The organism is Bifidobacterium rousetti, assembly GCF_008698235.1.
Lineage (GTDB): Bacteria > Actinomycetota > Actinomycetes > Actinomycetales > Bifidobacteriaceae > Bifidobacterium > Bifidobacterium rousetti.
In genome coordinates this window covers 45,948-69,124 of the sequence record NZ_PEBH01000007.1, presented here as the reverse complement: position 1 = coordinate 69,124, position 23,177 = coordinate 45,948, and the positions used below count along the sequence as shown (strand labels likewise).

At 64.8% G+C, this 23,177-nt stretch carries 20 protein-coding genes and 3 tRNA genes; 19 read left to right on the top strand and 4 right to left on the bottom strand.

Annotated elements, in window-relative coordinates; genetic code table 11:
• Positions 1-359 precede the first annotated feature (359 nt).
• Entirely contained in the window at positions 360-1,604 is a 1,245-nt protein-coding gene (locus tag CSQ85_RS08235) for a hypothetical protein (protein ID WP_150383664.1), read from the top strand.
• A gap of 141 nt (positions 1,605-1,745) precedes the next feature.
• Here CSQ85_RS08235 and CSQ85_RS08230 read toward each other — a convergent pair.
• Positions 1,746-1,822: transfer RNA gene (locus CSQ85_RS08230), tRNA-Met, on the bottom strand.
• A 170-nt stretch (positions 1,823-1,992) separates the two neighbouring features.
• Between CSQ85_RS08230 and CSQ85_RS08225 the strand changes: the two genes are divergently transcribed.
• The 9 genes from CSQ85_RS08225 to CSQ85_RS08185 all read left to right on the top strand — a co-directional run bounded on the left by CSQ85_RS08225 (position 1,993) and on the right by CSQ85_RS08185 (position 10,795).
• A complete protein-coding gene (locus CSQ85_RS08225) occupies positions 1,993-3,048 on the top strand; it encodes a homoserine O-succinyltransferase (RefSeq protein ID WP_150383663.1) in 1,056 nt (351 codons plus the stop codon).
• A 669-nt stretch (positions 3,049-3,717) separates the two neighbouring features.
• Entirely contained in the window at positions 3,718-4,530 is an 813-nt protein-coding gene (gene atpB, locus CSQ85_RS08220) for a F0F1 ATP synthase subunit A (RefSeq protein ID WP_150383662.1), read from the top strand.
• A 153-nt stretch (positions 4,531-4,683) separates the two neighbouring features.
• Entirely contained in the window at positions 4,684-4,914 is a 231-nt protein-coding gene (atpE, locus tag CSQ85_RS08215; protein WP_107041706.1) for an ATP synthase F0 subunit C, read from the top strand.
• Positions 4,915-4,968: 54 nt separating this feature from the next.
• The gene (locus CSQ85_RS08210; RefSeq protein WP_190972958.1) at positions 4,969-5,490 is read left to right on the top strand and encodes a F0F1 ATP synthase subunit B; all 522 of its coding nucleotides are present in this window, start codon (positions 4,969-4,971) and stop codon (positions 5,488-5,490) included.
• A gap of 47 nt (positions 5,491-5,537) precedes the next feature.
• Positions 5,538-6,365: a F0F1 ATP synthase subunit delta gene (locus CSQ85_RS08205; protein WP_150383660.1), complete on the top strand. Its 828-nt coding sequence runs from the start codon at positions 5,538-5,540 to the stop codon at positions 6,363-6,365.
• A gap of 81 nt (positions 6,366-6,446) precedes the next feature.
• Complete coding sequence (atpA, locus tag CSQ85_RS08200; RefSeq protein ID WP_107041709.1) at positions 6,447-8,075, top strand: F0F1 ATP synthase subunit alpha; 1,629 nt, start codon at positions 6,447-6,449, stop codon at positions 8,073-8,075.
• 3 nt (positions 8,076-8,078) lie between these two features.
• The gene (locus CSQ85_RS08195) at positions 8,079-8,999 is read left to right on the top strand and encodes a F0F1 ATP synthase subunit gamma (protein ID WP_150383659.1); all 921 of its coding nucleotides are present in this window, start codon (positions 8,079-8,081) and stop codon (positions 8,997-8,999) included.
• Positions 9,000-9,008: 9 nt separating this feature from the next.
• Positions 9,009-10,496, top strand: a complete 1,488-nt coding sequence (gene atpD / locus CSQ85_RS08190) for a F0F1 ATP synthase subunit beta (protein ID WP_107041711.1) — start codon at positions 9,009-9,011, stop codon at positions 10,494-10,496.
• Positions 10,496-10,795, top strand: coding sequence for a F0F1 ATP synthase subunit epsilon (locus CSQ85_RS08185; RefSeq protein WP_043165894.1), 300 nt, complete (start codon positions 10,496-10,498; stop codon positions 10,793-10,795). The genes atpD and CSQ85_RS08185 overlap by 1 nt, the downstream gene beginning before the upstream one ends.
• A 320-nt stretch (positions 10,796-11,115) precedes the next feature.
• Here the strand turns inward: CSQ85_RS08185 and nucS are convergent, their stop codons facing one another.
• A complete protein-coding gene (nucS, locus tag CSQ85_RS08180) occupies positions 11,116-11,850 on the bottom strand; it encodes an endonuclease NucS (protein WP_150383658.1) in 735 nt (244 codons plus the stop codon).
• Positions 11,851-11,861: 11 nt separating this feature from the next.
• Positions 11,862-12,860 carry an FKBP-type peptidyl-prolyl cis-trans isomerase gene (locus CSQ85_RS08175; protein WP_150383657.1) on the bottom strand — a complete coding sequence of 333 codons (999 nt, stop codon included), beginning with the start codon at positions 12,858-12,860 and terminating at the stop codon, positions 11,862-11,864.
• Positions 12,861-12,941: 81 nt separating this feature from the next.
• On the opposite strand from CSQ85_RS08175, the gene CSQ85_RS08170 reads away from it, so the two are divergent.
• From CSQ85_RS08170 to CSQ85_RS08160, 3 genes are all read left to right on the top strand, one after another.
• Positions 12,942-14,093, top strand: coding sequence for a hypothetical protein (locus CSQ85_RS08170; protein ID WP_150383656.1), 1,152 nt, complete (start codon positions 12,942-12,944; stop codon positions 14,091-14,093).
• 26 nt (positions 14,094-14,119) lie between these two features.
• The gene (locus CSQ85_RS08165; RefSeq protein ID WP_395956673.1) at positions 14,120-15,157 is read left to right on the top strand and encodes a hypothetical protein; all 1,038 of its coding nucleotides are present in this window, start codon (positions 14,120-14,122) and stop codon (positions 15,155-15,157) included.
• A gap of 379 nt (positions 15,158-15,536) precedes the next feature.
• Positions 15,537-16,529: a co-chaperone YbbN gene (locus CSQ85_RS08160; RefSeq protein ID WP_150383655.1), complete on the top strand. Its 993-nt coding sequence runs from the start codon at positions 15,537-15,539 to the stop codon at positions 16,527-16,529.
• A gap of 131 nt (positions 16,530-16,660) precedes the next feature.
• Here CSQ85_RS08160 and CSQ85_RS08155 read toward each other — a convergent pair whose 3' ends face one another.
• Positions 16,661-17,290, bottom strand: a complete 630-nt coding sequence (locus tag CSQ85_RS08155; protein ID WP_150383654.1) for a CYTH domain-containing protein — start codon at positions 17,288-17,290, stop codon at positions 16,661-16,663.
• 383 nt (positions 17,291-17,673) lie between these two features.
• Between CSQ85_RS08155 and CSQ85_RS08150 the strand changes: the two genes are divergently transcribed.
• From CSQ85_RS08150 to CSQ85_RS08125, 6 genes are all read left to right on the top strand, one after another.
• A tRNA-Arg gene (locus CSQ85_RS08150) sits at positions 17,674-17,746 on the top strand.
• A 509-nt stretch (positions 17,747-18,255) separates the two neighbouring features.
• Positions 18,256-18,331 (top strand) — tRNA-Asn (locus tag CSQ85_RS08145).
• Between the two features lie 138 nt (positions 18,332-18,469).
• Positions 18,470-18,922 (top strand): PH domain-containing protein, encoded by a 453-nt coding sequence (locus CSQ85_RS08140; RefSeq protein ID WP_150383653.1) that lies wholly within the window; start codon positions 18,470-18,472, stop codon positions 18,920-18,922.
• Positions 18,923-19,304: 382 nt separating this feature from the next.
• Complete coding sequence (locus tag CSQ85_RS08135; RefSeq protein ID WP_150383652.1) at positions 19,305-20,585, top strand: glycerophosphodiester phosphodiesterase family protein; 1,281 nt, start codon at positions 19,305-19,307, stop codon at positions 20,583-20,585.
• 645 nt (positions 20,586-21,230) lie between these two features.
• Positions 21,231-21,620, top strand: a complete 390-nt coding sequence (locus CSQ85_RS08130) for a Rid family detoxifying hydrolase (protein ID WP_150383651.1) — start codon at positions 21,231-21,233, stop codon at positions 21,618-21,620.
• Between the two features lie 112 nt (positions 21,621-21,732).
• Positions 21,733-23,145, top strand: a complete 1,413-nt coding sequence (locus CSQ85_RS08125; RefSeq protein ID WP_150383650.1) for an amino acid permease — start codon at positions 21,733-21,735, stop codon at positions 23,143-23,145.
• Positions 23,146-23,177 lie beyond the last annotated feature (32 nt).

The window sequence follows — 23,177 nt, the reverse complement described above, 5'->3', positions numbered from 1 at the left end:
GCATCCGAAGGCCGGTCGGGGGCATGGCCGCGGTGCGGTGGATGCGTCGGTGGATGATGGCGCGGCCCTGTGGATAACCCGTATTGTGAGCGTGCACATCGTTGTCATGTGGATAACTTCGGCGGGACAAACGCCTTCTCGCCGTGGATCATGAGGGGCTTCGTCCACATCGTCCGCATTGCGGGACGATCGGCGCGTCGGCGTGCCAGTGTGGGTCCCGGCGTCCGGCGAAGAAGCCGGGCGGACCGCGGTCGGCGAGGGACGTCGCGCGGGGGAGTGGCGGCGCACCGGCGCGTCGACTCCGCACAGGTTCGACGTGAACGGCCGCGATCGGCCGTCCGTCAAGGAAAGGACACATCATGATGAACGGTATCGCTGAGGATTCGGCCGTGAGCACGGGGGATGGCGAGATGGCCCGGGACACCCGTCGAGGTTCGCCGACCGGCTTCGGCCGTGGGATTCCCCGATGGCGGCGTGCGCTCGCCGTGGTCGCATCCATCGCGGCGACGCTGTCGATGACGGCCGCGCTGGCGCCCGCGTCGTACGCCGCCGGCACGGCCGGCGTTCCCGGCTCCTCGTCCGGCGGGGCGATGTCGCGATCGGACGACGCCGTGATCCGGAGTCGGGCGGAAGCGGGGGATGACGTCGGAGTCGCGGATGAGGGTGACGGGGGCGACCCCGACGGCGCGCTGCCGGACCCTGACAAGGACGGTTCCAACAAGGATCCGGAGCAGCCTGATCCCGACAAGCCTGATCCGGAGCAACCCGATCCTGACAAGCCCGATCCCGAGCCGACCGAACCCACCCAGAGCGAGCCCAAGGTGACCTCGTCGTTCACACGGCACGAGCCGGTCGGCGTCGACTCGGTCATCGCCGATGTGGTCGACGTGAGCGGCTTCCCGGACGACCATGGCAAGGTCGACGGCGACAACGCGCGCATACAGGTGAGTCTGTGGTGGTGGTCGGGCGGCCCGCAGTTCGGCGGACTCACTCCCGACAAGCTGTTCGACAACCTCAACCGCCCGACCGGCGAGCTGCCGCCGAACGCGGACAAGAACAACGAGTTGATCGATACATGGGAGTACGAGGCGGTCAACGGCCACATCGTCGTCGGCAACGGGGCCAAGGACGCGGATGGCAAGGTGGTGCGGATCAAGGCCGAGAAGGCCGGCTGGTACGTGTTCATGTGGAAGTTCGAGGGCGATGCGCGAGCCAAGGCGTTCGCGACCCGGTTCGACGACCTCGCCCACGCCCACCCCGTCACCAAGGCCGCCGACAAACAGAACGAGCAGCCGGATCCCGGCCCCGCGCCCGCCCCGAACCCCGATCCCGCGCCGGACGGCGAGGGCGAGAATGACGGTACCGGCGGCGGTGACGGCGGCGATCCCACCGGCACCAAGCCTGTCAACGAGCCTACCGACGATCAGAAGAAGCAGGCGCAGGACCTGCTCAACAACCTCAACGCGACCAACAAGAAATACACCAACGGCAACAATCCGCTGGCCAAGACCGGCGTCAACATCGGTGCCGTGGTGCTGGTCGTCGTCTCCGCGCTCGCCGTTGGCGCCTTCATGCTCGCCGTCATCCGCCGCCACAAGTCGTGATGCCACAAGTCGTGATGCCACAAGTCGTGATGCCACAAGGCGTGATGCCCACCCCCGGTTCCTGACCCGGAAATCGTCGGGAAATCGTCGGGAAAATACAAAATGGTCGGAAAACCGATTGGCTTTCCGACCATTTGTCATTGGTAGCGGGGCATGGATTTGAACCATGGACCTCTGGGTTATGAGCCCAGCGAGCTACCGAGCTGCTCCACCCCGCGACGGCTTGTCTTTGCGACAGCTCTATCTAAGATACGGGCTAATCCGTATATGTCAACCTCGGCGTGTCGCGCCGTATCGGCCGCCGAACGCAACGTCGCGATAATCGGTCATAGGAAGAAAGTATGGCGCAGTCCGCGCCGCATATCCGCACGGCTACCATAATGAAGACATGCCTATCAAGATTCCCAGCGGCCTTCCGGCCAGAGCCATCCTCGACTCGGAGCGCATCTTCGCGCTCGAGAAGCCCGAGGCGGAGCGTCAGCGCGTCCGCCCGCTCAGACTGGTGATCCTGAACCTCATGCCCAAGAAGATCGAGACGGAGACCCAGCTGCTGCGTCTCATCTCGAAGTCGCCGCTGCAGGTCGAGGTCGACTTCATGAAGACCTCGACGCACGAGTCGACGCACGTCTCGGCCGACCACCTGCTCAAGTTCTACGAGAACCTCGACGCCTTCCGCGGCAACTACTACGACGGTTTCGTCGTCACCGGCGCGCCGGTCGAGCACATGCCGTTCGAGCAGGTCGACTACTGGGACGAGTTCAAGGCGATCCTCGACTGGGCGTCGACCCACGTCTTCTCGACGATGTACCTGTGCTGGGGCGCGATGGGCGCCCTCAACTACCGCTACGGCGTGCGCAAGGTCGATTACGCGCAGAAGATTTTCGGCGTCTTCCCGCAGTACCTGCAGGACGAGTACTGCTTCCTGACCAACGGCTTCGACGAGATCGACCTGCAGCCGCACTCGCGGCTCGCGGGCGTGAACGAGGACGACGTGCGGGCGAACCCCGAGCTGCAGATCCTCACCTGGGGCCCGCAGTCCGGTCCGGGACTCATCGCCACGCGAGACTTCTCCGAGGTGTTCGCGCTCGGCCACTGGGAGTACGGCAAGACCACGCTCAAGGAGGAGTACGAGCGTGACATGGCCAAGGGGCTCGACAACGTCCCGTTCCCGACCAACTACTTCCCGCATGACGACCCGAGCCTCGAGCCGCTGTTCGCGTGGCGCGCGCACGCCAACCTGCTGTGGCGCAACTGGCTCAACTGGGTGTACCAGACCACGCCGTACGACCTGACCGAGGTGCCGGAGCTTCGGGCCGAGAAGCGGCTCGGCACCGACCGATCGATCCGCCACGAGCCCGGCGGCCCGCGCGGGGACGGCTTCGCGCCGTTCGCGCACGACGGGTACGGCGTGATCCGCGGGGGAGCCGATTCCGCCCGCGGATGACGGGCTGGGATGGCGGGCTGTGTGATGGCGGGCGGCGCGCTGGCGCTCCGACGCTGACGCGCGGAGCCCCGGGACGACCCGAACCGGTCCGGCCCGGCCCGCGCGTCCGCCCTCCGGACCTCCTCACGCCGCAGAGTGGACCATATGACGTCCGCATTGTGGACCGCGAGTTCGGTACAAAAAGTAACAGAAACTGTCGGTTGTGTACGGAAAAGCCCATCTCCGATACAGGCATTCCGGCACGGCGACGGGCTCCGGGCCTCCGTAAACGGCCATCGACCTCCAAAAATCGCGTGTCACAGACAGACACCAGATAGACAAATCACCGCGAAACGCCCGGGAAACAGGCGGAAATCCGCGGGTTTTCAACGATGATCACGCCAACTTCATGCAAACCTCGGCAACAGCTTGCAATTGTCCGAACACAGGCAAATAATCATCATCAGTCATTCGGAGCCGAATGCCGTGATGTCGCGTTCGGCTGGACGCATACCACGGCGGACGACGCCTGACCCGTACGGAAGCAGGGAAAAGACGGCCGCGCCGTCCCTCGTCCGGACGCCTGCGTGACGGCCGCGAACCGGCCTCGCGCACGGTAACGTCTTGGACACATTCCCCACTCGCCCGGGTATAGACTGACAGCTGATTTCAAGAAGCAGGAGGCGTGGAATGGTAGGAGAGTTCGCTTCGAGCGTACTGCTGGCGGCAGCGGAGCCCGAACTGCCGAGCGTCAACGACTTTCTCCCCCCGGAGATCCTGTTCCAGGGGACGCCGTTCGCGATCAACCGCATCATCCTCATCCGTATCGTCGCCACCGTCGTGCTCCTCGCGGTGCTTGGCCTGACCGCAAGCCGCGCCAAGCTGATCCCGGGACGCTGGCAGGGCGTCGTCGAGTACGGCATCGAGTTCGTGCGCGACAAGATCGTCTACGACGTGATGGGCGAGGTCCGCGGCAAGCGGTACGTCCCGATGATCGCGACGTTGTTCTTCACGATCTTCGTATTCAACCTGTGCGGCATCATCCCGGGCATGAACATGGCGGCCACCGCCACGGTCGTGATGCCTCTGGTGTTCGCCGTCTGGACGCTGATCCAGTACTGGATCGCGGCCATCCGCGAGCAGGGCCTCGGCCACTACCTGCGCCACGAGCTGTTCACGCCGGGCGTGCCGTGGCCGGTCTACATCCTGCTCGCCCCGATCAACATCCTCGAGCTGCTCATCATCCGCCCGGCGTCCCTGACGATCCGTCTGTTCGCCAACATGGTCTCCGGCCACCTGATGGTCGCGACCTGCCTCGCGTTCGCGCAGTACTGGATGGTCGACGCGGTCAACAAGATGCAGGGCATCCCGGTCGGTGCCGTGTGGTTCCTCGGCGGCGCGGCCATGACCTGCTTCGAGGCGTTCGTCGCCTTCCTGCAGGCCTACGTGTTCGCCATTCTTTCCACCGTGTACATCAACCTGAGCTACCCGGAGGCCGACTGACGGCCACCCGGCCGGTCGATCGGCGATGAGATGAGCCGACCGGCCGGTTCCACCGGGCCGCGCGTGCGTCGCGGCGGCATCGACCGCAGACGCCCCGCCCGGAGGAGAACCCAAGATTTATAACGTCTACCGAACGTTAGAAAGGATACAGAAATGGATATCATCACCCTCGCAGAGGTCTCCGGCAGCCTGTCCGTCATCGGTTACGGCCTCGGCACCCTGGGCCCTGGCATCGGCCTCGGCATCCTCTTCGGCAAGGCCATGGAGTCCACCGCCCGTCAGCCTGAGATGTCCGGCAAGATCCAGACCATCATGTTCATCGGCCTGGCTCTGGTCGAGGTGCTGGCCCTCATCGGCTTCGTCGCCGCCCTGATCATCAAGTAAGCGATCAGCACCACAGACGACAACCGATATGTCCATCACTGAAAGGAGGGCTTGATGGCACTCGCGGCAGACGGAATCCAGCTGTTCATTCCGCAGGTCTACGACATCGTATGGTCTCTGATCATCCTCGTCATCGTTGCGGTGTTCTTCTACAAGTTCTTCATGCCGAAGTTCAACGCGATCTTCGACGAACGTGCGGCCAGGATCGAAGGCAACATCGCCAAGGCCGAGCAGGCCAGGAAGGACGCCGACGAGGCCAAGGCCAAGTATGAGGCGCAGCTGAGCACCGCTCGCGTCGAGGCGGCCAAGATCCGCGACGACGCCCGCGCCGAGGCCTCGCACATCATCGCCGACGCCCGCTCCCGCGCCGAATCCGACGCGGCGCAGATCACCGCCAACGCGCAGCGCTCCATCGAGTCGCAGCACCGTCAGGCGATGGTCAGCCTCAAGGGCGAAGTCGGCACGCTCGCCGCGGCCCTCGCCGGCAAGATCCTCGGCTCCAAGCTCGAGAGCGCCGACGTGCAGTCGTCGATGATCGACCAGATGATCGACGATCTGGACAGCGACAAGAAGTGACTTCGTCAATAACGTCGTCAATGACGCCAAGGAAAGGGAGGTGACCAATGCGAGGAGAGGCATCGCGCATCGCGGACCGCGTCTCGCGTGACTCGCTGGCACCCAAGCTGCGTGACGCGGGCGAGGAGAACTGGCGCATCGGGAACGAACTGTTCTCGCTGACCAACGTCCTCGACCACAACATCCAGCTTGAACGCGCGCTCACCGACCCGTCGCGCCCGGTGGCCGACAAGGTCGCCGTGCTTGAGACGCTGGTCGGCGGCAAGGCCCACCCGCTGACGATGGAGATCATGACCGATCTGGTCGCCCGCCGGTGGAGCCGCGCCAAGGACATCGCCAACGCCGTCGAGGACTTCGGCGTCGACGCGATGATGTACTACGCGGACGCCACGGACGCCACCCTCAAGGTCTCCGTCGAGCTGGCCGAGCTGCATTCGGCCCTGTTGGGACTGCCGGTCGTGCGCGCCAAGCTGTACGACGACCAGGCGCCGAGCGAGGCCCGTGTGAAGCTGTTCCACGAGCTGTTCGACGGCAAGCACCTCAACAAGGTCACGGCGAGGCTCGCCGAGCACGCCACCTGCAACCTGCGCCGCCGCCGCTATCTGGAGACCATCCAGTGGCTGATCAACAAGTTCTCCCGTCACATGGGCGAGTCGATGGTCACCGTGACCACCGCCACCCCGCTGACGAGCGAGCAGATCGCCCGACTGACCAAGGTGTACTCCGCCAAGGCCGGACGCGCGGTCCACATCAACTCGGTGGTCGACCCGTCCGTGCTGGGCGGCATGCGCATCCAGATCGGCGACGAGGTCACGGACAACACCGTGGTCGCGCAGCTCGAGAACCTGCGTCGCACCGTCAGGGCGGAAGCCTGACACCGCGGTCGCCACAGACCGCGCACCCCAAGTTTTTTCAAGACTTGACCCGAATAATAGATAAGTAATGAAGGAGTGATCATGGCAGAACTGACCATCGATCCCGCCTCGATTCGCAAGGCCCTGGACGACTTCGTGTCATCCTACAAGCCGAGCGACAACCCCACCCAGGAAGTGGGATATGTCGCCACGGCCGGTGACGGCATTGCGCACGTGACGGGATTGCCTGGTTGCATGGCCAATGAGCTGCTGACGTTCGAAGACGGCACGCTCGGCCTGGCGTTCAACCTTGACGCCCGTGAGATCGGCGTGGTTATCCTCGGCGATTTCGCTGGAATCGAGGAAGGCCAGGAAGTGCGCCGCACGGGCGAAGTGCTCTCCGTGCCGGTCGGCGACGGCTATCTCGGCCGTGTCGTCGACCCGCTGGGCAAGCCGATCGACGGCCTCGGCGAGATCAAGAGCGAGGGACGCCGCATCCTCGAGGCCCAGGCCCCGGACGTGATGCACCGTCACCCGGTCGACGAGCCGCTGTCCACCGGCCTCAAGGCCATCGACGCGATGACGCCGATCGGCCGCGGCCAGCGTCAGCTCATCATCGGCGACCGCCAGACGGGCAAGACCGCCATCGCGATCGATACGATCATCAACCAGAAGGCCAACTGGGAATCCGGCGACCCGAAGAAGCAGGTGCGTTGCATCTACGTCGCGGTCGGCCAGAAGGGCTCCACCATCGCCTCGGTGAAGCAGAGCCTCGAGGACGCGGGCGCCATGGAGTACACGACCATCGTGGCCTCCCCGGCCTCCGATTCCGCCGGCTTCAAGTACATCGCCCCGTACACCGGCTCGGCCATCGGCCAGCACTGGATGTACAACGGCAAGCACGTCCTCATCGTCTTCGACGACCTGTCGAAGCAGGCCGAGGCGTACCGCTCGATCTCGCTGCTGCTCCGTCGCCCGCCGGGGCGCGAGGCCTACCCGGGTGATGTCTTCTACCTGCACTCCCGCCTGCTCGAACGCTGCGCAAAGGTCTCCGACGACCTCGGCGGCGGCTCGATGACGGGTCTGCCGATCGTCGAGACGAAGGCGAACGATGTGTCCGCCTACATCCCGACCAACGTGATCTCCATCACCGACGGCCAGATCTTCCTCCAGTCCGATCTGTTCAACGCCAACCAGCGTCCCGCCGTGGACGTCGGCATCTCCGTCTCCCGAGTCGGTGGCGCGGCGCAGACCAAGGCCCTGAAGAAGGTCTCCGGCACGCTGAAGATCTCCCTGGCGCAGTACCGTTCGCTCGAGTCCTTCGCGATGTTCGCGTCCGATCTGGACGCCGCGTCCAAGGCCCAGCTGACCCGTGGCGCCCATCTGACCGAGCTGTTGAAGCAGCCGCAGTTCCACCCGTACTCGATGGAGCAGGAGGTCGTGTCCGTCTGGACCGGCACCCACGGCAAGCTCGATGACCTCGAGCTCGCGGACGTGCTCCCGTTCGAGCAGGGTCTGCTCGACTACCTCGACCACAACACCGATATCCTGAAGACCATCCGTGACACCGAGGACTTCACCGCCGACACCGAAAAGGCTCTTGCCAAGGCCGTCGACGAGTTCCGCGCCACCTTCGTCACCTCCGCGGGCAAGCCGCTGGTGGAGAAGAAGCCGAGCGCGGCCGAGGCCACCCCGGTCGATCAGGAAAAGATCGTGGCGGGAGAGAAATAAGCCATGGGCTCGCAACTCGCATTGAAATCACGCATCCACTCCACGGAGTCGTTGGAGAAGATCTTCAACGCCCAGGAGATGATCGCGTCTTCGCATATCGCCAAGGCCCGTGACGTGGCCCTGAACGCGAAGCCGTACACCGATGCGATTTTCGATGCCGTGCAAGCGTTGGTGGCGCATACCCATATCACGCATCCGATCGCGGTGAAGGACGAGAAGAACCCGCGCGTGGCTGTTCTCGCCCTCACCTCGGATCGTGGCATGGCCGGCCCGTACACCTCTTCGATCATCCGCGAGACCGAGTCCCTGCTGGCCCGGCTCGAGGGTGACGGCAAAAAGCCGGAGCTGTTCGTGTACGGGCGTCGCGGTTCGACGTACTACAAGTACCGCAACCGTGACGTCGTGGCCACGTGGGAGGGCGACACCGACCAGCCCGGCGTGGAAATCGCCGAGACGATCTCCAAGACGCTGCTGGACGCCTACATGAAGCCGGCGGACCAGGGCGGGGTCTCGGAACTCTATATCGTCTACACCGAGTTCATCAACATGGTGGTCCAGAAGGTTCGCGTGCTGCGCATGCTGCCGGTCGAGATCGTGGAATCCCCCGCGACCGCGCCCGAGGTCGGCGAGGAGCCGAACAAGGACAAGATGGCCCCGCTGTACGTCTTCGAGCCCAGCCTCGAGAAGGTGCTCGACGCGATTCTGCCGAAGTACATCCAGTCTCGCATCCACGAGTGCCTGCTGACCGCGGCCGCTTCGGAGACCGCCAGCCGTCAGAACGCCATGCACACGGCGACCGACAACGCACGCAATCTGATCGACTCCCTGACCCGCAAGCTCAACGCGTCGCGTCAGGCCTCGATCACCCAGGAACTTACCGAGATCATCGGCAGCGCCGATGCTCTGAATACAAAGGAAGAGTAGGAACGCACTATGGCTGTAAAGCAGACCACTGCGCCTTCCGAGACCAACGGCGAACCGATCCACGGACGCGTCACCCGAGTCCAGGGTTCGGTCATCGACGTTGAATTCCCGGCTGGCCACATGCCTGACATCTACAACGCCCTGCACGTGACCATCGTGAACACGGGCGCCAAGGAGGAGGGCGAGGCCAAGGCGACCGAGATCACTCTCGAGGTGGAGCAGCACCTCGGCGACTCGACCGTCCGCTGCGTCGCCCTGAAGCCGACCGACGGCCTCGTGCGCGGTGCCGCCGTGTACGACACCGGCGCTTCAATCTCCGTGCCGGTCGGCAACGTGACCTTGGGCCACGTCTTCGACGTCTCCGGCAACATCCTCAACAAGAAGGCTGACGAGCAGGTCACCGTGACCGAGCGCTGGCCGATCCACCGCAACCCGCCGGCGTTCGACCAGCTGGAGTCCAAGACCCAGATGTTCGAGACGGGCATCAAGGTCATCGACCTGCTGACCCCGTACGTGCAGGGCGGCAAGATCGGTCTGTTCGGCGGCGCCGGCGTCGGCAAGACGGTCCTCATCCAGGAGATGATCCAGCGCGTGGCGCAGAACCACGGCGGCGTCTCCGTGTTCGCCGGCGTCGGCGAGCGCACCCGTGAGGGCAACGATCTGATCGGCGAGATGGACGAGGCCGGCGTTCTCGAGAAGACCGCCCTGGTCTTCGGCCAGATGGATGAGCAGCCGGGCACCCGTCTGCGCGTCCCGCTGACCGCCCTGACGATGGCCGAGTACTTCCGCGACGTGCAGAACCAGGACGTGCTGCTGTTCATCGACAACATCTTCCGCTTCACGCAGGCCGGTTCCGAGGTGTCCACGCTGCTGGGCCGTATGCCTTCCGCCGTGGGCTACCAGCCGAACCTGGCCGATGAGATGGGCGCCCTGCAGGAGCGCATCACCTCGACGCGTGGCCACTCCATCACCTCGCTGCAGGCCATCTACGTGCCGGCCGACGATTACACCGACCCGGCCCCGGCCACGACCTTCGCCCACCTCGACGCGACGACCGAGCTTTCCCGTGACATCGCGTCCAAGGGCATCTACCCGGCCGTGGACCCGCTGAGCTCCACGTCTCGAATCCTCGACCCGCGCTACGTCGGTCAGGCCCACTACGAGTGCGCCAACCGCGTCAAGGCGATTCTGCAGCGTAACAAGGAGCTGCAGGACATCATCGCCCTGATCGGTATCGACGAGCTGTCCGAGGAGGACAAGACCACCGTCAACCGCGCCCGCCGCATCGAGCAGTTCCTCGGCCAGAACTTCTACGTGGCCGAGAAGTTCACCGGTCGTCCGGGTTCCTACGTGCCGGCCGACGAGACCATCGAGGCCTTCACCCGCATCTGCGACGGCGTGTACGACGACGTCCCGGAGCAGGCGTTCTCCGGCATCGGCGGCATCGACGACCTCGAGAAGAAGTGGCACGACATGCAGAAGGAACTGGGTGCGTGATGGCTGGATCGGACAAGACCACGATGCAGGTCAACATCGTCGCGGCCGACCACCCCGTGTGGCACGGCGAGGCGAGGAGCGTGACCATCCCGGCCGCCGAGGGCGGCATGGGCATCCTGCCGGATCATGAGCCGGTGCTCACGATCATCAAGCAGGGCACGGTCACCGTGGTTGAACCCGACGAGGATCGCCACATGTTCGAGGTGACCGACGGATTCATCTCCTTCGACTCGAACAAGCTCACCGTGGCCGTCGAGCGCGGCCGCGACGTGCAGTACTCCACCACCGAGGAGCAGTGACCCGGTTGCGATCGGCCGGCTGACTGGCTGGCCGGCTGATTGGCTGACGATCGCATCGCATCGCATCGCAACGCGAGCATATATGACAAGCGCCTCGGCGCGTTCCGTTTCCCGTTTAGCGGGGAGGAACGCGCCGAGGCGCTTTGTCATTGGCTGTCGTTGGCCCCCTCTGACGGGACGTTGCCGTGAAGCAAACAGCAGAGCTGTTTGTAGGCAACGTGCGAGCCGACAGGCGAGCCGGCAAGTTGCGCGCGTAGCGCGTCCATAATTGCGGGACGGGCTGGCAGCCGCAGGCTGACTGGGGGAGAGAAGCCCAAAAGCTAGAACAGCCGCAACGAGTCGTCCTCGGTGCCCTTCATGTCCTCGTAGTCGAGGATGAGGCAGCGGAAGCCGCGGTCCTCGGCCAGGACGCGCGCCTGCGGGGTGATGGTCTGCGCGGCGAAGATGCCGTGGACCGGGGCGAGCAGTGGGTCGCGGTTGAGCAGCTCGCAGTAGCGGGTGAGCTGCTCAACGCCGTCGATGCCGCCGTGGCGCTTGATCTCGATCGCGACATGCTCGCCGTCCGCGTTGATCGCCATGATGTCGACCGGGCCGATGGCGGTCGGGTATTCACGGCGCACGAGCTTGGCGCCCTCGCCGATGCGTTCGATCTGCGCGGCGAGATAGTGCTGGAGATGGTCCTCGACGCCGTCCTTGACGAGACCCGGGTCCTGCCCCAGATCGAAAGCCTGGTCGGAGTAGACGTGGTGGAGCGTCACCTCGAGCACGTCGGAGCTTTTCGTGGCGCTGACGCGCAGGATCTTCTCGATCGGGCTGTCGCCGTCCTGAGCTTCACTTTGGGCTTCGTTCCGGGCTTCATCCCGGGCTTCGTCCGGTTCGATCTCCTTGATCGTGCAGGGGGCCGCCATCCAGTTGAGTGGCTTGTACGAACCCAGTTCGGAGAAGATCAGCAGGCTGTTGTCCGCCTTGATGAGCAGGACGCGTTTGGCGGGCGGCAGGGAGGCGTTGAGTCGCCCGGAGTAGATCGCGGAGCAATCGGCAACAAGGATTCGCATAAGGCTCCGGATCAGTACGAGGCGAGGATGTCGACGACGAAGACGAGCGTCGAGTTCGCGGGAATCGAGCCGGAGGCCTTGTCGCCGTAGCCCTTGTCCGGCGGGATGATGAGCAGCACCTGCGAGCCGACCGTCTGGCCCTTGAGGCCCTCCTTCCAGCCGGTGATGATCTGGCCGGACTCGGACAGGTCCGCGTCGAACGTCGTGTTCTTGTCCCACGAGGAGTCGAACTGCGTGCCGTCCGTGAGCCATCCGGTGTACTTGACCACCGCGTGGCTGGAGTCGGTCAGCTCCTTGCCGTTGCCCTTGATGAGCGTCTGCGTGACCATCTGGCTCACCGCGCCCTGGCCGTTCATGTCGATCGACGGCTTGCCGTCCTTCGCGCGCGTCACCTTCGGCAGGTTCGCCGGCACGTCCGCGACCGGCGTGCCCTCGGCCTTCGTCAGATCCTTCGACTTGGAGACCAGCGTGTACGCGAGGATGTACGACGTGCCCGAGCTGTTCGAGTCGTTGATGCCGAACGCGATCGTCGAGTTGAGCTTCAGGCCCACGATCTTCGTGTACGGCGGGATCTGCGCGAGATTGTCGTCGGACAGCAGGATCGAGCATTCGGGGGTGTTCTTCTCCCACGAGCTCATCAGCTCCGAGCCGTCCTTCACGTTGATCGCGATGCCCTGTGCGCACACGCGGTCGCCCTTCTCGACCGTCGCGCCGTCGCCCTCCTGCAGGACGGCGTACGTGTTGTTCTGGACGGTCATCGGCGTCCTGAACTTGATCGTCGGCTTCTTGCCGAGATCGCCGGTCGCGGTGATGCCCGCGATCTGGTTCATCTTCGTCGAGGACGACGAATCGGAGGAATCGGACTTCGACGAGTTCGACGACGAGGAGGAATTCTTGGAGGAATCGGAGGAGTTCGAGCCACCGCAGGCGGCCAGCGTCGCGCACATGGCCAGCGAGCAGACGACTGCCAGAGCGGAACGGAACATGGTATGAATCGTGGCTTTACGCATGGCTATCACCCTAGCCGCAAACCCTGATTTTGCGCCCCCGCCCTCCCCATCCTCGGTACGGGCTTGTAGAATGGCCATATTATGAGACTTACCAAACGCAAGAAGGAACCCGAAAGCGCGGAGGACGCCGCACGCAAGGCGAGGCGCCACACGGTCATCATGCGTGGCGTGGTCACGCCGATCTTCGGCCTGCTCGCCGTCGCGGCGGTCGCGCTGGGACTGCTCAACGCCACCATCTGGCAACCGAGCCGCACGATCACCGCCGACGCGAAGGTGACGGGCTCGCGCTACATCGTCACCGATCCCGACGTGCTCGGACTGGTCGACGATCAGGTCAAGGTCGAGGCCGACGGCGGCTCCGGCACCGTCTGCATCGCGATCGCCGCATCCAAGGACGCGACCGGCTGGCTGGCCGGTCACCCCTACACGCGACTGACCGGACTGTCCGACTGGACCACCCTGTCCACGCAGCCGACGAGCGCCGGCGGCAGCGCCGAAAGCGGCGAGAACGACGTCGCGTTCGCCGACTCCGACATGTGGCGCTCCGTCCAATGCGGCGACGGTTCCGCCACGATCAAGGCGACCGCTTCGGCCATCACCGACGTCGCGCTCATCGACCTCGGCGCCGACTCCGGCAATGCCGACGTCAAGTTCACCTGGACGCGCCAGACGCTGCCCGACTACGCGACCCCGATGTACTTCCTCGGTGGTCTGCTCGCCGTCCTCGCGATCCTGACCGCCTCCGTCTTCGCGATGCCGCCGCACAAGCGCCGCAAGCGCATGGTCGAAAGCGCGCCGGTCAAGCCGAACGAGGAGGAGGTCACCATCGCCGAGGCGTTCACAGGAAGCCTCAACGCGATCAAACCGAGCTTCACGCCCAAGAGCGGGCGTCCGCGCCGCCGTCACGCGGCCGGCACGGACACGTCGTCGTCGATCCCGGTCGTCGTCGATCCGTCGTCGCGCAACCTCGTCGCCGACGCCGCGAAGGAGCACGCCGGCGGTGCGGCGGACGCGGGCGTCTCCGCGCCGACGGAGCCGGGTGCGCCGGCCTCGTCGACGGCGTCGGCCGCCGCGGCCGAAACGCCGCAGCCGGCGCCGGTCGACGACAGCGCCACCTCCGTCATCTCGCAGGACGAGCTGCAGGCGTACTTCGCCCGACTCGCGCGCGAGGTCGGCGAGACGCCGAACGACGACGCGAGCGGGAGCGGTGACGACGGTCAGGAGGGCCGCTGATGACGAACACGACCATGATCACGAACATGACGAAGTCCACGAAACGCTCGAAACTCGCGAAGCTCGCGAGGAGGGGGATCGCCCTCGCGCTCGCCGCCGGCATGACCGTCTCGCTCGCAGCCTGCGAGGGTCAGGTGCCGAAGCCCGCGGCCGCGTCGTCGTCCACGCACGCGCCGGACCTGACCGTCAAGCAGGAAGCGCGCATCCGCGCCAGCATCCTCGACGTGCTCGACGCCTCCGATCAGGCGAAAAGCACCGACGGCCTCTCCGCCAGGCTCACCGGGCCGGAACTCGAGATCCGCTCCAGCCAGATCGCCGTCGCCAAGGCCACCGGCACGCTCGACAAGCTCGCCACGATCCCGCACGACATGACCCAGACCGTCATCCCGACCGACGACGGCTGGCCGCGCACCGTCTTCACGATCACCACCACCACCGAGGACCAGCAGTCCAAACGACTGCTTGTCCTCACGCAGGACTCCCCGCGCCAGAACTACAAGCTGTGGGGCCTCGCCCGACTGTTCCAGGGCGCCGAACTGCCGAAGTTCGAAGTGCCCAAGCTCGGCACCGAAATGGGCACGGCGAACGACGCCAAGCTCGTCGCCACCCCGGCCAGGGCGGTCGAGATGTACGCCGACCTGCTCAACAAGGACTCGGAAAGCGAATACAACGCCAAGTTCAAGGACGACCTGCTGCGCCAGGAGCTGCGTACCCTCGACCAGACCGTCCAGCAGGGCATGGAGGCGAACAAGGGCACACAGGAGCAGACGTTCACCGTGCCCAAGGACCAGCTCAAGGTCATGCGCTCCACCGACGGCGGCGACCTCGTCGTCGCGCGCATCGACTCGGTGTGGACGCGACAGGCCGGCGAAGGACGCGAATCCCTTCCCGCCAACAACAACGAGAAGGCGCTGTTCGGTGACGGCAAGGCCACCAGCACGATGAAGGTCACCTACGTGAACGTCATCGCGCTGTATGTGCCGCCCGCAGGCGGCACCGGGGACGCCTCCAAGATCACCGCCGTCGGCGCCGAGCGCTACGCCGTCAAGGTCGAGGCGCTGTAGCCCGCGCGTTTCGTGATCGGGTGATCGGCCGGAAGGGGCCGTGATTCACGTTGCCGGACACACTCAAGGCCGTTCGGCCAAGCCTACGGTCCGGCAACGTGAATCACGGTCCCTTCCTCGTTTGGTTCGTAAACGTGCGTTTCGTACGGAACTTGGCGTGGGGTGGAATCCGCGTTGATCGACCGTGAGCTTGGCCGAACGGCCTTGAGTGTGTCGAGCAACGCGGATTCCACCCCACGCCCCACAGACAGATATTTACAGACAAAGCAAACAACGTATGAACGTTTCATGATCGGCGATATTGGCGTGGGTCCTTCCGCGCTGTCACTAAGATGAGTGACGGCATTATCGAGTTGTTTCGAAGCAGTGGAGGCGTGGTATGGCTGATCAGCCGAAGTTCAATCCCGGGGTTTCGCTTGCGGGGGCCGTCGATCTGGAGGCTCTGGCGCATCAGGTGAAGGCGGAGCCGGGGCAGGCCGGCGGTGCGCCCGCGGCCGGCGGCTACGTCATCGACACCACCGAGAACACGTTCCAGGCGATGGTGCAGACCTCCGCCACGTTCCCGATCCTGCTGTTCCTGTGGATCCCGACCGACGACCGCCTCTTCCCGATGGCGCGTGCGCTCGCCGACGCGGTCAACGCGATGAAGGGGCAGGTGCAGATGTCGCGTATCGACATCGCCTCCTACCCCTCGATCGCGCAGGCGCTGCAGGTGCAGGGTGCCCCGGCGCTGTTCGCGCTGGTCGCGGGCCGTCCGATGCCGTTGCTGCAGGGCATCGCCACGGACGACGAGCTCGCCCAGATCAAGGATCAGGTGCTGCCGAAGATCGTCGCGATGGCGCAGCAGTCCGGCGTGACCGGCACGGCGCCGTATTCGGGAGACCCGAACGCGGACGGGGCCGACGGCGCGGGAACCGGTGCCGATGGCGCGGGTGTGGCGGGCGCCGGCGCGAACGTCGTGCCGCCGGAGCATCAGGAGGCGTACCAGCTGGCTCAGGCCGGCGACTATGCGGGCGCCGCGGCGGCCTACGCGCAGGTGCTCGAGTCCGATCCGAACGACAAGGTCGCCGCGCGTGAGCGTTCCAAGGCGCTGCTGCTGGCCCGTTCCGCGAACGCTGACGTGCGCGAGGTGCGCGCCGCGGCCGCCGCGTCGCCCGACGACGTCGAGGCGCAGCTCGCGGTGGCCGACGTGGATATGATCGGCGGCCAGATCCAGGACGCCTTCGACCGTCTGCTCGACTTCGTCGCCGCCGGACACAAGGCCGACATCGAGCCGGTGCGCAAGCGTCTGCTCGAGTACTTCGCGATCCCCGACGCGTCCGACGCACGGCTCAAGGCCGCCCGCCGCCGCCTTGCGACCCTCATGTACTAAAGCTTCTCGGGCTCTCCTCTGACCAGTTGGCTGTCAGCCAGCTGTGGGTCATCATCTCCGCTGGGACGGTGGCCCCCTGACGAGGGGCTGTCAGCGAAGCTGGCTGGGGGGGATAGGGGGGAGTTATATCCCTACTCCATCCGCCGGTTCGTGCCGAAATACGGCTGGAAGTGCGGCCCGTTCGCGGCGAGCTCCCGTTCGAAGTCGTCCCGCCACTCGCTGAACGGACGTCCGGCCAGCCCGTCGTTGTTGAACCGCGGCTGGTCGGTGATCTCGGTGATGCAGAACCGCGGGATCGTCAGGTTCGTGACCGGGGTGGCGCGTTCCGCCTCGGCCACGACCAGCGGCGCGTTCGCCCCGCCGAACACGTCGACGCTCCAGCCGTCCTCAGCGATCCACACCGAATAACGATTTTTGATGATGAGCGCGCCGCCGCGCTGCACCAGCTCGGTCGCGATGCGCGTGTCGATCGCGTGCTCCATCTCATAGCGTGTGCCGCCCACGGACGGTCCCTTGACCGTCACGTACGCGGAGGAGAACCGGTCGCGGTAGTGTTCGAGCACGTCCATCGGGTCGAGATCGGGCGTCATCGCGACGCGGATGTCGTGCGATTTGAGTCGGACACGCAACGCGTAGTTGTCGGCGTGCACGTAATAGCTTTGCAGGATCAGCGTGGGGGTGTCGCCGTCATCGTATTCGGCGGGCATCTCGCGGCAGAAGAACCGACGCTCGTACTCGAAATCGTTCACAGGCTCGGACATACCTCAAGTGTAGCGGCAGCCGCTCGGAAAACGGGGTGAACGGGCGGTTTTGAAGGCGGTTTTGAAGGGCTTCGCCGAGTTTTCTGTGAGCTTTCTGCATTACAAGGGGTACTTTTCATGGTTCACGGACATCTATCTCGCTTATGAGGGGTACTTGGCCGGAGTAATAGGACATGAAAACGGCTAAGCTTCGTGACAAGCAAGCCGTTTCGAAGCGTTTGTACTTGCACCAGGTACCCCTCGTAAGCGAGATAGATGTCCGCGATGGGCGAAATGTACCCCTTATAACGCAGAAAGGTCCGAAGTGAGGTGCGCCGGGCGCGGAGGTGGTGTACAGTAGGGGAGTTGCGTTGCACTCGTAGCGTGTTCCGTGTGTGGTGCATGGGTCCGTAGCTCAGTGGATAGAGCGTCTGTCTCCGGAACAGAAGGTCGAGGGTTCGATCCCCTTTGGGCCCACGAAAATGGCGGAATTCCAAGGGGTGTAATCCCTTGTGTTCCGCCTTGTCTGTACATCGGGGACAAATCGGGGACATTGCTAACGCAAGTGCCCCCTCATCGAGTCGACTTGACGGTCTGTTCGTCAATCCATTTTTTATATGCAGCCCGTGTACGAACACCGTGGGCTGGTGCCGGTTTCCCACAGGGAACGTACGCTGACCCCGTGTCAGTGTCCGTCCCCGGCGGGTTGACGCCCGATGCCCCGTGATTTCGTATGCTGAGCTCGTGTCGGCGTACGAAATCATGGGGCAATGATCGGATGGCCACGGAGGACGTACGCTGAATCGGACTCGGCGTACGCAAACGGGGGTCAGGCCTGTTGGCGCTCGCACGCCGGTCATGACCGTCGGCACCGTCTATCGGCGCGACACGGTGACGCGATGGCCCGATTTGCATTCCGCTGAAGTGTGTGTACACTACATGACTTGTGCGCAAGAGCCGTTCACGGTTCATGAGCACAAGCGCATTCCTGCGTAGCTCAGTTGGCAGAGCATCCGACTGTTAATCGGACGGTCGCTGGTTCAAGCCCAGCCGCAGGAGCCACGGAAACCCCGGATTCGTCCGGGGTTTCGTCATTCTCGGGCGTCTCGTGCCCACCTTTCGCCGGCCACGTCTGTTCCCTTCGGCCTCGTCGGCCGATACGATAGGAACCGTATCGGTCCTCAACGAAAGGAACCTCCGATGTCCAACAGCATGGCCGATGGCGACATCATCTGGTCGCAGCGCAAGCGCAACTGGTGCCGCACGCCCTTCACCTTCACCACCTACACGTTGACCAATGACGAGATCGCGGTCAAGTCCGGCATTCTGCGCGAGACCTACGACGTGACGAAGCTGTTCCGCGTCGTCGACCTGACGCTCACGCGCACGCTGTTGCAACGTCTGTTCGGCCTGTCGACGATCACGCTGGAGACGCGCGACCAGTCGTCCGGCGGCCAATTGGTCCTGAAGAATGTCGTCCGCGGGTTCGACGTGCGACGCGTCATCCAGCGCGCGGTCGACGAGTCGCGCAACGTGAACCGTGTGAGCGCGCGCGAGTACATGGGCGACGGCTCGTACGACGCCGGTTACGGTGACGCCGGGTACGACGGCGATGGCGCGAGCGCCGAGTCGGAGGGCTACTACGCCGGCTGATCGCTTTTTCCTCGATTGCCGCACCTGATTCCGGTCGATCATGCGTGCCTCCGCCGGCGCCCCCAAGGGTGATTTTTCTCCGTCGCGCGTCCCCTACCGCCCGCTCGGGGACGGTTGGCGGGGACCCTGAAAATACCCTGATTAACCCATGAACATGCCTTGAAAACCGTGACGGATACCAGAGTCACGCCCCATAATGAGCTGCGATGAGCTGAACGGATGGTGAACCGCCGGAAACGTATCCCAGCGGATTCCCATCAGTCGCCGCGACCGGTCACTCTCTGATCGATGGGGGTCGGGGCGATGCTCAGCCACAGTCCGGATCGTCGGACGCGCCGGAACCGGCCGACGACGTTTCGGCGGAAGCGTCAGGAGGTGTGTGATGACGAACGAAAACCGTGAACCGCGAATCACCGGCGAGAGCATGACGGAGGCGAAGCTGGCCGCGGGTGTGTCGGATGTGGCTGTGGACGTGTCGGCCTCGGCGGGCGTGGGTGTGCCGGGCATGGCCGCGGATACGCTCACGACGGTTGCCGCCGCGACCGTGTCGGCTGAGGTGCCAGTCGATACGCCGACCGGAGCAACTACCGAGGTGTGGAGCCGTGCGCAGGTCCGCCGCCACTGGCTCATCCAGCTCGTTGTGCTGTTGATCTCGTTCTCGCTGATCACCGGCGTCGCGATGGTGGCGAACCTGCGTCGGCGCGAACGCGACACCGGTATCGTCGCGCCGGCCCATACGATCTTGGGAGTGGACTCCGGCACGACCGGCACAACCGGCACAACCGGTGCCGCTGGTACGTCCGGCACGTCCGGTGGCACGGCGTCCCGGTCCGGCGGATCGGTCGCCGAACGCGCCGGCGCCACCCCGTCCTCCTCCGACTGGACGGTCCGTCCGCTCGCGATCGTGCATCGCGGCGACGACTCCGCCCCCGAGAACTCGCTGCACGCGATCGCCAACGCGGGCGCACGCGGCGCCGACTATTCCGAGATCGACGTGCGACTCGACGCCGACAAAGTCCCGGTCGTCTTCCATGACCGCAAGACCGGGCGACTGTCCGCCGACCACGTCGACGTGCCGGTCAGCGACCTGACCACGGACGAGCTGCAGCGCATGACGATGCGACAGCACGATGAGGACTTCCACATCCCGACCCTCGTGCAGGCCATCGAAACCGCGCAGCACGTCAACGACCACACCGGTCTGCTGCTGCATCTGAAGACCGACGACCGTCACGCGCCGGCCCTCACCGACGCGGTGATGTCCCGCATCGAGGACGCAAGGTTCGCCGACCGCACGATGCTCATGTCCACGTCCGACCGTGCGATCTCGCTGATTCACAAGCGCCACCCCGACTGGTCGGTCGGCAAGTGCGTGAGCCCGGTGCCGGGGACCCCGGTCGACTGGCCCAAGGACGCGAGCTTCGTCGTCATGCGCGGCGACCGCATCAATCTCGCGGTCCTTGCCCGCGCCCGCCGGGACAACATCCCGGTGTTCGCCGGCGTGAGCGACGACTACCGTAAGGGCAACACGACATTGAGCCTCGGCGCCGACGGCATCCTCGGCGGTAACGCCCGCAAAGTGGTCAGGACCGTGGACCGCCACATGATCCGCGTCAGTGACGAGGGTCTCAAACGTCTCCGCGGGTTCACATCAGGTAACTGACATCCGGCCTCGGTCTGACTACTGAGGTTTAACTACCTAGGCTTGACTACCGTGGTCTGACTAACTCTGGTCTGCGCCACCTATGTCTGACCTTCCCGGTCTGACTCACCCATCCTCGGTCCGACCTCCCCTCGTTCCCGTCTCCCACAGGTCGGGAACCTTGGCCCCGTGGAACGTACGTTGATTGTGGCTCAGCGTACGTTCCCCGGGGTTATTCATCCGCCGATCCGGGGAAACGTACTCTGACCTCTGCTCACAGTACGTTTCCCCGGAAGATCAGTCGGATAGGCCGATGGAACGTACTCTGACGTCGTTTCACCGTACGTTCCCGGAGGTTGTCGGCTGAATGGCCACCGGGAACGTACGCCACACGGTAATGGAGACGACAGGTATGATGTCCGGTCAACGTTCAGGGTACGCAAAACGTGGTCATCGGCCCATACACCGCAACGAACGTACGCTACTGTGTCGGGTAACGTACGGTTCGTGTGGTCCGACCATGGTTAGCCTCGGGAAACGTACGCCATAGTCAGGTCCCGGTTCTCGGCATGGCGGAAGTGACGGTCTAGGCCGTCAGGACCGATATATCCGATGGCCGATATATCCGACGACCGATATATCCCACACATGGAATAAGGAGCGCATATGAGCGAGAAGATGGAAGCGGTCGCGACCTCCGAGGCGCCGGCCGCATTGGGCGCGTACAGCCAGGCGGTCAAGGCCAACGGCTTCGTGTTCGTGTCCGGCCAGCTGGGCATCGATCCGGCCACCGGCGAACTGGCGGGCGACACCGCCGGCGAGCAGGCCGCGCAGGCCCTGAAGAACATCAAGCACATCCTCGACACCGCCGGCACCGGCATCGAGCACGTGTGCCGCGCGACGATCTACCTGAAGAACGTCGAGGACTTCAAGGAGGTCGACGCCCGCTACGCCGAGGTCTTCATTGGCTCCGTCAAGCCGGCCCGCGTCGCGTTCGGCGGCAACGACATCCCCAAGGGCGCGCTTGTCGAGATCGACGCGATCGCCGTCCTGTGAATCCTGTCCTGTGAATCCTGTCCTGTGAATCTCCCGAACTGATTCGAGCCGGCGTCGCCCCGTTGCTATCATGACGTACGTCATCGCACGGATGACGTACGGAAGGAGCACCATGACCGACGCCGGCACAGGCAAGGACGCAAACGGGGGCGACGTCGCCCGCACCGGTCTCGAACGCCGCATGGAGTCGCGTCACCTGACGATGATCTCGTTGGGTGGCGTGATCGGCACCGGACTGTTCGTCTCCTCCGGCTACACGATCCATCAGGCCGGCCCCCTCGGCGCGATCCTCGCCTACGCGGTCGGCTCGCTGCTCGTGTACTGCGTGATGGTCTCATTGGGCGAGCTGTCCGTCGCGATGCCGTACGCCGGCAGCTTCCACATGTACGCGAAGCGGTTCATCGGCCCCGGCACCGCGTTCGTGATCGCGGTCCTCTACTGGCTCAACTGGGCGGTCGCGCTCGCCAGCGAGTTCACCGCCGCGGGGCTTCTGATGCAACGCTGGTTCCCGGGGTCGCCCACCTGGGTGTGGTCGGCCGTGTTCATCGCGGTCGTCTTCGTATTGAACATCCTGTCCGTGCGACTCTACGGCGAAGCGGAGTTCTGGTTCGCGTCGATCAAGGTGTTCGCGATCGTCGCGTTCATCGTGATCGGCCTGTTGGCGATCTTCGGGGCGATTCCGATCGCTGGCTACGATTCGGCCCCCTTGTTCGGCAACTTCGTGGCCGACGGCTGGTTCCCGAACGGCTTCGCGCCGGTCTTCTCCACCCTGCTGACCGTCGTGTTCGCGTTCTCCGGCACCGAGGTCGTCGGCGTCGCGGCCGGCGAGACCCGCGACCCGTCCAAGGCGATCCCGAAGGCCGTGCACACGACCGTATTGCGTCTCGCGATCTTCTTCATCGGTTCGATCGGCGTGATGGCCGCCCTGATCCCGTGGCACGAGTCGGGCGTCGACACCAGCCCGTTCGTGCTTGTCTTCCAGTCGATCGGCATGCCGTTCGCCGGCGACGTGATGAACTTCGTGGTGCTGACCGCCGTGCTTTCGGCCGCGAACTCCGGCCTGTACGTGTGCTCGCGCATGGTGTGGTCGCTCGCCAAGGAGCGGCTGATCCCGGCCCGGTTCGCGAAGACCAACTTCCACGGCGTGCCCGTGTGGGCCGTATTGTTCTCGATGGCCGGATCGCTGCTCGCACTGCTCTCGTCGGTCGTCGCCGCATCGACCGTCTACCTCGTGCTCGTCGCGGTCTCGGGATTGGCGACTCTGGTCGTGTGGTTCTCGGTGTGCGTGTGCCACATCCGCTTCCGCCGCGAATGGCGTGATGCCGGGCATACGCCTGACGAGCTCGGCTATCGGGCCCCCGGATTCCCGGTCCTGCCGTGGCTGGCGATCGCGATGTGCATCGGCGCGTTGGTCCTCGTCGCCCTCGACGACACCCAGCGCACGACGCTGTACTACATGATCCCGTTCGTCGCCCTGTGCTATCTCGGCTATCACCTGTTGGAACGTCATCGGCGTCAGCGGTGACAGCGGCGTCAGCGGAATCTCGGCACTGAACT

Coding starts and splice junctions, on each gene's coding strand:
- atpD (WP_107041711.1), top strand. CDS start 9,009: ATGGCTGTAAAGCAGACCACTGCGCCTTCCGAGACCAACGGCGAACCG.
- CSQ85_RS08170 (WP_150383656.1), top strand. CDS start 12,942: ATGAGACTTACCAAACGCAAGAAGGAACCCGAAAGCGCGGAGGACGCC.
- CSQ85_RS08205 (WP_150383660.1), top strand. CDS start 5,538: ATGCGAGGAGAGGCATCGCGCATCGCGGACCGCGTCTCGCGTGACTCG.
- atpE (WP_107041706.1), top strand. CDS start 4,684: ATGGATATCATCACCCTCGCAGAGGTCTCCGGCAGCCTGTCCGTCATC.
- CSQ85_RS08175 (WP_150383657.1), bottom strand. CDS start 12,860: ATGCGTAAAGCCACGATTCATACCATGTTCCGTTCCGCTCTGGCAGTC.
- CSQ85_RS08195 (WP_150383659.1), top strand. CDS start 8,079: ATGGGCTCGCAACTCGCATTGAAATCACGCATCCACTCCACGGAGTCG.
- CSQ85_RS08140 (WP_150383653.1), top strand. CDS start 18,470: ATGTCCAACAGCATGGCCGATGGCGACATCATCTGGTCGCAGCGCAAG.
- CSQ85_RS08160 (WP_150383655.1), top strand. CDS start 15,537: ATGGCTGATCAGCCGAAGTTCAATCCCGGGGTTTCGCTTGCGGGGGCC.
- CSQ85_RS08130 (WP_150383651.1), top strand. CDS start 21,231: ATGAGCGAGAAGATGGAAGCGGTCGCGACCTCCGAGGCGCCGGCCGCA.
- CSQ85_RS08235 (WP_150383664.1), top strand. CDS start 360: ATGATGAACGGTATCGCTGAGGATTCGGCCGTGAGCACGGGGGATGGC.
- atpB (WP_150383662.1), top strand. CDS start 3,718: ATGGTAGGAGAGTTCGCTTCGAGCGTACTGCTGGCGGCAGCGGAGCCC.
- CSQ85_RS08135 (WP_150383652.1), top strand. CDS start 19,305: ATGACGAACGAAAACCGTGAACCGCGAATCACCGGCGAGAGCATGACG.
- CSQ85_RS08210 (WP_190972958.1), top strand. CDS start 4,969: ATGGCACTCGCGGCAGACGGAATCCAGCTGTTCATTCCGCAGGTCTAC.
- nucS (WP_150383658.1), bottom strand. CDS start 11,850: ATGCGAATCCTTGTTGCCGATTGCTCCGCGATCTACTCCGGGCGACTC.
- CSQ85_RS08155 (WP_150383654.1), bottom strand. CDS start 17,290: ATGTCCGAGCCTGTGAACGATTTCGAGTACGAGCGTCGGTTCTTCTGC.
- CSQ85_RS08165 (WP_395956673.1), top strand. CDS start 14,120: ATGACGAAGTCCACGAAACGCTCGAAACTCGCGAAGCTCGCGAGGAGG.
- CSQ85_RS08125 (WP_150383650.1), top strand. CDS start 21,733: ATGACCGACGCCGGCACAGGCAAGGACGCAAACGGGGGCGACGTCGCC.
- CSQ85_RS08225 (WP_150383663.1), top strand. CDS start 1,993: ATGCCTATCAAGATTCCCAGCGGCCTTCCGGCCAGAGCCATCCTCGAC.
- atpA (WP_107041709.1), top strand. CDS start 6,447: ATGGCAGAACTGACCATCGATCCCGCCTCGATTCGCAAGGCCCTGGAC.
- CSQ85_RS08185 (WP_043165894.1), top strand. CDS start 10,496: ATGGCTGGATCGGACAAGACCACGATGCAGGTCAACATCGTCGCGGCC.